Source organism: Streptococcus sp. HMSC074B11 (genome assembly GCF_001808705.1).
GTDB lineage: Bacteria > Bacillota > Bacilli > Lactobacillales > Streptococcaceae > Streptococcus.
In genome coordinates this window covers 40,143-46,740 of record NZ_KV794225.1, presented here as the reverse complement: position 1 = coordinate 46,740, position 6,598 = coordinate 40,143, and the positions used below count along the sequence as shown (strand labels likewise).

Annotated in this window: 6 protein-coding genes; 5 read left to right on the top strand and 1 reads right to left on the bottom strand. The window is 40.9% G+C overall.

Annotated features, from left to right (window positions below):
• Positions 1-106: 106 nt before the first annotated feature.
• The 3 genes from HMPREF2619_RS01035 to HMPREF2619_RS01025 are packed head-to-tail and all read left to right on the top strand — an operon-like array spanning position 107 to position 3,228.
• On the top strand, positions 107-1,480 hold the full coding sequence (locus tag HMPREF2619_RS01035) for a M20 family metallopeptidase (protein ID WP_070458328.1): 1,374 nt from the start codon (positions 107-109) through the stop codon (positions 1,478-1,480).
• Positions 1,473-2,534, top strand: a complete 1,062-nt coding sequence (locus tag HMPREF2619_RS01030) for a methionine ABC transporter ATP-binding protein (protein ID WP_070458324.1) — start codon at positions 1,473-1,475, stop codon at positions 2,532-2,534. Before HMPREF2619_RS01035 ends, HMPREF2619_RS01030 begins: the two co-directional genes overlap by 8 nt.
• Position 2,535: 1 nt before the next feature.
• On the top strand, positions 2,536-3,228 hold the full coding sequence (locus HMPREF2619_RS01025; RefSeq protein ID WP_070458320.1) for a methionine ABC transporter permease: 693 nt from the start codon (positions 2,536-2,538) through the stop codon (positions 3,226-3,228).
• Positions 3,229-3,535: 307 nt separating this feature from the next.
• Here HMPREF2619_RS01025 and HMPREF2619_RS01020 read toward each other — a convergent pair whose 3' ends face one another.
• A complete protein-coding gene (locus HMPREF2619_RS01020) occupies positions 3,536-4,108 on the bottom strand; it encodes an MptD family putative ECF transporter S component (RefSeq protein ID WP_070458317.1) in 573 nt (190 codons plus the stop codon).
• 131 nt (positions 4,109-4,239) lie between these two features.
• Here HMPREF2619_RS01020 and HMPREF2619_RS01015 point away from each other — a divergent pair, with 131 nt between their 5' ends.
• Together HMPREF2619_RS01015 and HMPREF2619_RS01010 are read left to right on the top strand one after the other, a co-directional pair.
• Entirely contained in the window at positions 4,240-5,091 is an 852-nt protein-coding gene (locus tag HMPREF2619_RS01015; RefSeq protein ID WP_070458314.1) for an Rgg/GadR/MutR family transcriptional regulator, read from the top strand.
• A gap of 189 nt (positions 5,092-5,280) precedes the next feature.
• The gene (locus HMPREF2619_RS01010; RefSeq protein WP_070458311.1) at positions 5,281-6,528 is read left to right on the top strand and encodes an MFS transporter; all 1,248 of its coding nucleotides are present in this window, start codon (positions 5,281-5,283) and stop codon (positions 6,526-6,528) included.
• Positions 6,529-6,598: the final 70 nt, after the last annotated feature.

Sequence of the window (6,598 nt, the reverse complement as noted above, 5' to 3'; positions counted from 1 at the left end):
GGGAGAGATTTTTCCACCTCTTGCTTTTATATAGAGACTAAAGAAAAGGAATATCCACTTGTATTGATTCCAAAGGTACAAGTCCTAGTAGAAAGGTAGAGAGAAAATGGTTTTCCCTAGCCAAGAAGAACAAATTGAAAAGTTTGAAAAGGATCATGTAGCGCAACATTACTTTGAAGTTTTGCGTACCCTGATTTCTAAAAAATCAGTCTTTGCCCAACAAGTCGGCCTTAAAGAGGTGGCTCGTTATCTAGGCGAGATCTTCAAGCGTGTAGGTGCAGAGGTCGAGATTGATGAGAGTTATACGGCACCCTTTGTCATGGCGCATTTTAAAAGTTCACGTCCAAATGCCAAGACTATCATTTTCTACAACCACTATGACACAGTACCTGCGGATAGCGACCAAGTCTGGACAGAGGATCCATTTACGCTTTCTGTGCGTGATGGCATCATGTATGGACGCGGGGTTGATGATGACAAGGGGCATATCACAGCTCGTTTGAGTGCTTTGAGAAAATATATGCAACATCATGATGATCTGCCTGTCAATATCAGCTTCATCATGGAAGGAGCTGAAGAGTCTGCCTCTATGGACTTAGATAAATATCTAGAAAAACATGCAGATAAACTCCGTGGGGCAGATTTATTGATCTGGGAGCAAGGGACCAAGAATGCCTTAGAACAGTTAGAAATCTCTGGTGGAAACAAGGGAATTGTGACCTTTGATGCCAAGGTCAAGAGTGCAGACGTCGATATCCATTCTAGCTATGGTGGTATTGTGGAGTCAGCTCCCTGGTACCTGATCCAAGCCTTGACCAGTCTTCGTGCTGCTGATGGGCGTATTTTGGTAGAAGGTTTGTACGATGATGTGCAGGAACCGAACGAACGTGAGTTAGCCTTGGTTGAAACCTATGCCCAACGCAATCCAGAGGAAATCAGCCAGATTTATGGCTTGGAATTGCCACTTTTACAAGAGGAACGTACAGCCTTTCTCAAACGTTTCTTCTTTGAACCAGCACTCAATATCGAAGGGATCCAGTCTGGTTATCAGGGGCAAGGAGTTAAAACGATTCTACCGGCTGAGGCTAGTGCCAAGCTAGAAGTTAGATTGGTTCCAGGCTTGGAACCACATGATGTTTTGGATAAAATCCGGAAACAACTAGACAAAAACGGCTTTGATAAGGTAGAATTGTACTATACCTTGGGTGAGATGAGCTATCGGAGCGATATGAGTGCGCCAGCCATTCTCAATGTAATCGAGTTGGCCAAGAAATTCTATCCACAGGGCGTTTCAGTCTTGCCGACTACAGCTGGGACAGGACCTATGCATACGGTTTTTGATGCCTTAGAAGTACCCATGATTGCCTTTGGACTTGGAAATGCTAATAGCCGAGACCATGGTGGAGATGAAAATGTGCGAATCGCCGATTATTATACCCATATTGAATTAGTAGAGGAGCTGATTAGAAGCTATGAGTAGAGATATTATTAAGTTAGATCAGATCGATGTGACTTTTCACCAAAAGAAAAGAACCATTACAGCGGTCAAGGATGTGACCATTCACATTCAAGAAGGGGATATCTACGGAATCGTTGGATATTCTGGAGCAGGGAAATCAACCCTAGTTCGTGTTATTAACCTCTTGCAAAAACCATCTGCAGGGAAAATTACTATTGACGACGATGTGATTTTTGATGGCAAGGTTACCTTGACGGCAGAGCAGTTGCGTCGTAAACGTCAGGATATCGGGATGATTTTCCAGCATTTCAACCTGATGAGCCAGAAGACAGCAGAGGAGAATGTAGCCTTTGCCCTTAAACACTCTGGACTCAGCAAGGAAGAAAAGAAGGCTAAAGTAGCTAAACTGCTTGACTTGGTTGGTCTTGCGGACCGTGCCGAAAACTACCCTTCACAGCTTTCTGGAGGTCAAAAACAACGTGTGGCTATTGCGCGTGCCTTGGCAAATGATCCAAAAATCTTGATTTCAGATGAATCAACTTCTGCCCTTGACCCTAAGACAACCAAGCAAATCTTAGCTTTGCTGCAAGATTTGAACCAAAAACTAGGTTTGACCGTTGTCTTGATTACACACGAGATGCAGATTGTCAAAGACATTGCTAACCGTGTAGCCGTTATGCAAGACGGTCGCTTGATTGAAGAAGGTAGCGTTCTTGAAATCTTCTCAGATCCTAAGCAACCATTGACTCAGGACTTCATCTCGACTGCGACAGGTATTGACGAAGCTATGGTCAAGATTGAGAAACAAGAAATCGTAGAGCACTTATCTGACAATAGTATTCTGGTACAACTCAAGTATGCAGGAGCTTCTACAGATGAGCCACTTTTAAATGAATTGTATAAGCACTACCAAGTAACAGCAAATATTCTCTATGGAAACATCGAAATTTTGGATGGTACTCCTGTTGGTGAGCTTGTGGTTGTCTTGTCAGGGGAAAAAGAAGCCTTGGTAAGCGCTCAAGAGGCCATCCGTCAGGCAGGTGTGCAACTAAAAGTATTGAAGGGAGGACAGTAAGATGGCAGAATTAATTAAATCATACTTACCAAACGTCTACAAGATGGGTTGGTCTGGTCAAGCTGGCTGGGGAACAGCTATCTACTTGACTCTTTATATGACGGTTCTTTCCTTTATCATCGGAGGTTTCCTAGGACTGGTTGCAGGGCTTTTCCTTGTCTTGACAGCTCCAGGTGGTGTCTTGGAAAATAAAGTTGTTTTCTGGATTTTGGATAAGATTACCTCTATTTTCCGTGCGGTACCATTTATCATTCTCTTGGCAGTCTTGTCACCCTTCTCTCATCTAATCGTAGGAACAAGCATTGGTCCAAATGCGGCTATCGTACCCCTATCTTTTGCAGTCTTTGCCTTCTTTGCCCGTCAAGTACAGGTGGTATTGGCTGAGCTAGATGGTGGTGTCATTGAGGCGGCTCAAGCTAGCGGAGCAACATTCTGGGATATCGTGGGTGTTTACCTATCAGAAGGACTTCCAGATTTAATCCGTGTGACGACTGTAACCTTGATTTCACTAGTCGGTGAAACAGCCATGGCGGGAGCGGTCGGAGCAGGTGGTATTGGTAACGTAGCTATCGCCTATGGATTTAACCGCTACAATCACGATGTGACTATCTTGGCAACCATCATTATCATTTTTATTATCTTTACAATCCAATTCTTGGGAGACTTCTTGACCAAGAAATTAAGTCATAAATAAAAAAGAGCCAGCTGGCTCTTAGATTGAAGAAAAAGTTCGTTGTGGACAATTTTCTTCAATCTTTTTCTATTATTAGAGAAAATAAAAAAACTCTTAATACTCTTCGAAAATCTCTTCAAACCACGTCAACATCACATTGCCGTACTCAAGTACAGCCTGCGGCTAGCTTCCTAGTTTGCTCTTTGATTTTCATTGAGTAAAAATAGCATTATATCTGCATTTCTAAGAGTTTTCAAGATGTAGTAACCAAGCTTCTTTAATTACCGAAAGGGTTTGTCTACCTTCTTAGAGCTTAGTAGCTCTTTTTCTAACACATTTTATCTGCAAATTTTTTACTAAGTTTTTGTCCGATCAAGGCGCCAAGCAAAGCGCCGATGAGAACACTTGTGATAAAGAGGAGGATATTAGCAGGATTCGGTGCAACCATAATGCGATCGATATAGTCCTGAGATTTTCCACGAGCGACTAGAGTTGCGATATAGGCTTGAGGGGTCAACCACATGAGTAGAATGGGACCAGTAGTACCAAAAGCAAAAACTAGGAAGGAAAGAAGGTTCTTGACCTTATCTTTGTAGTGGCCTAGGTGAGCGATGCCATCTGCTGCAAGACCGCAGATAATTCCTGGCAGAAAGGCTCCAGCACCATGCTTGCTCCCGAGGAAAAATAGAGAAATTACAAGTCCAATCGTAGTAATCGCTCCAAAACGAGGCACTTTTGCTAAAAGGATCATATAGACGCTACCACCCACAAGAGCAGAAAAGGCAGGGGCGTAAAACATATTTCCAGTGTGGTCGACAAGGTTCCCTAGTAGAACCCCCACTCCGATACAGAGAAAGTAGACAAGAGCAGCTACAAGGGTTGTCAAGATATTCTTTTTCATAAGTTCTCCTTCGTATATCTGATGTTATTCATTGTATCATGCCTAGCTCAGATTGTAAATGCTAGCTTGGAACTAGTATTTATTAGGAAATGTGGTAAAATAGGAAAAAATAAAAGACGAGTGGTAAGAGGATGAAGAATTTAGGAAAAGTTTTTAAAGAGCTACGAGAATCAAGAAAAATTTCCTTGAGAAAAGCAACAGGTGGACGCTTTTCAGCATCCTTATTGTCGCGTTTTGAAAATGGTCAGAGTGAAATATCTGCTCCAAAGTTAATCACAGCTTTGGAGAATATTCATGCGAGTATGGAAGAATTGTTATTTTTGGCGAGAGGTTTTCATCAGGATGCCTATTCTGAATTTAGAAACAGAATAGTTGAGGCTATTGACCCTCAAGATTTGACATCCTTGCGCACTCTCTACCAGAGAGAATATCAACAACTTCCTTTTTCAAAAGATAGACAACAACACATTCTCAATGCGATTTTAATAAAATCCTATATGAAAGCTATTGATGAGACGGTTACATTGACCGCTGAGGAAGAAAGAGTCCTACATGATTATCTATTTTCTGTCGAAATTTGGGGGCACTATGAACTGTTGTTCTTTTCTTCCTGCTCTCCTCTTTTATCAGTCCAGCTTTTGACAAAGTACACTCGAGAAATGTTGCGGAAGTCAGATTTCTTGCAAGGAGTTGGGAAAAATCGAAATATAATGCATACCTTGCTCCTCAATGCTTTTATGGCCTGTATTGAAATTGATGATTTTACCAATGCCCTCTATTTTAAAAAACACATTGAAAAGAACTTCTTTGAAGAAAATGAAACCTATTTTCGAATAGTCTACCTCTGGGCAGAAGGTTTGCTTGATAGTAAGCAAGGAAGAGTAGAGGAAGGGCAGAGAAAGATGGAGGATGCTATTCGTATTTTTGAGATGATTGGTTGTAGCAGATCTGCTGACTATTATAGAAGCGCCATGAAGTGTTGAATATCTGCAACTAGATAAAATAACTTGAAACGATAGGACTGTGAAGATACTTATTAGCATTAGACAAATTCTAGCGTTTTCGTTATCAGTTTAGTCTGTTGCATATATTCAAAAATGTCTTCTCGAGGGATTCTTGATGCTATACTAGAACTACCATAAAAGTAGTATATGAGAAAGAGAGGAATCTATATGAAACTATTACTAAGAAATCAAGCATACAGAGTTTTGAGCTTATCACGATTTTTCAATGCTTTTGGAGCTTCCATTTTTAATTTAGTGTTTGTGGTCTACGCTTCGACTTTACCAGAGGCTTCTGTTTCCGTTGCCATGGCGAATGTTGTGATGATGCTTCCAACTCTTTTTACAGTTTTTGTGGGAATTCGGGCAGACTATACCAAGGACAAGGTCAAATGGATGACCTATGTCGGTTTATTTCAGGCGGTTTTATTTTTTCTAGCAGCCCTAGTTGTTCAGCAAGCTAGTTTCTTTGCCTTTTCGACCCTTTGCCTCATCAATGTCCTTAGTGATGTAGCCAGTGATTTTGCTGGTGGCTTGCGAATGCCTCTCGTTAAAGAAAAGGTAGCAGAGTCAGATCTGATGGAGGGCTATTCCTTTTCTCAGTTTATTACCTACATCTCTGCGATTGGCGGCCAAGCTTTTGGAGTTTGGCTATTAGGGGTGTCAACACAGAACTTTTCGCTCGTAGCGGGAATCAATGCCATATTTTTCCTAGTGTCAGCTCTCATTCTCTTTTTAGGAAGGGCTGAATTAAGCTTATCAACTCCACTTGTTGATAGTAAATCACTGAAAAATGAGAAACTTTCTATCAAAGATCAATTTTTAACGATTTACCGAAACTTACGTCTCGTTTTTCTTAAAAGTGGACATAAAAACTTTGGTTTTATGCTCTTTGCTATCTTGATTATCAATGCTTTGGGTGGTGCCTTAGGTGGTATCTATAACATCTTCCTTTTAAATCATTCCTTACTGAATTTTTCCTACAAGGATGCATTGTTTATCTTACAATTGATTACCTTATTAGCAGTTATCATCAGTAGCCTTACTGGCAATGATTATTTTGGGAAGCAATCTCTGCCTAGATTGATGATGTGGGTTACATTAGGAGCCAGTCTAGTTGGTCTATCTAATTTGTTAAACCAAGTCTTGCTAGGGATGCTTTTCGTCTTTTTTACCATGTATGTTTCTGGGAAAATTTCTCCAAAGATTAGTGCTCTGCTCATGAAAAATCTTGCTCCAGAGGTTCTCTCTCGTACCAGTAATTTTTTAGGTTTGTTGTTTACTCTATCTATACCAGTGGGGACGGCCTGTTTTTCACTGGTGGCAGTATGGGATATACAGTTAACATGGGCTCTGTTTGTTGGTCTTTCTTTGCTTGCGATTCTCCTAGCTAGTCTTAATCTCAAAAATGAAATTTAGGTGTTAGTCTTCTTTTCACACTGTCCCAATCTTCTCATTTATGGTAAAATAGGACTATTAAGTTATAAAG

Coding starts and splice junctions, on each gene's coding strand:
- HMPREF2619_RS01030 (WP_070458324.1), top strand. CDS start 1,473: ATGAGTAGAGATATTATTAAGTTAGATCAGATCGATGTGACTTTTCAC.
- HMPREF2619_RS01035 (WP_070458328.1), top strand. CDS start 107: ATGGTTTTCCCTAGCCAAGAAGAACAAATTGAAAAGTTTGAAAAGGAT.
- HMPREF2619_RS01025 (WP_070458320.1), top strand. CDS start 2,536: ATGGCAGAATTAATTAAATCATACTTACCAAACGTCTACAAGATGGGT.
- HMPREF2619_RS01020 (WP_070458317.1), bottom strand. CDS start 4,108: ATGAAAAAGAATATCTTGACAACCCTTGTAGCTGCTCTTGTCTACTTT.
- HMPREF2619_RS01010 (WP_070458311.1), top strand. CDS start 5,281: ATGAAACTATTACTAAGAAATCAAGCATACAGAGTTTTGAGCTTATCA.
- HMPREF2619_RS01015 (WP_070458314.1), top strand. CDS start 4,240: ATGAAGAATTTAGGAAAAGTTTTTAAAGAGCTACGAGAATCAAGAAAA.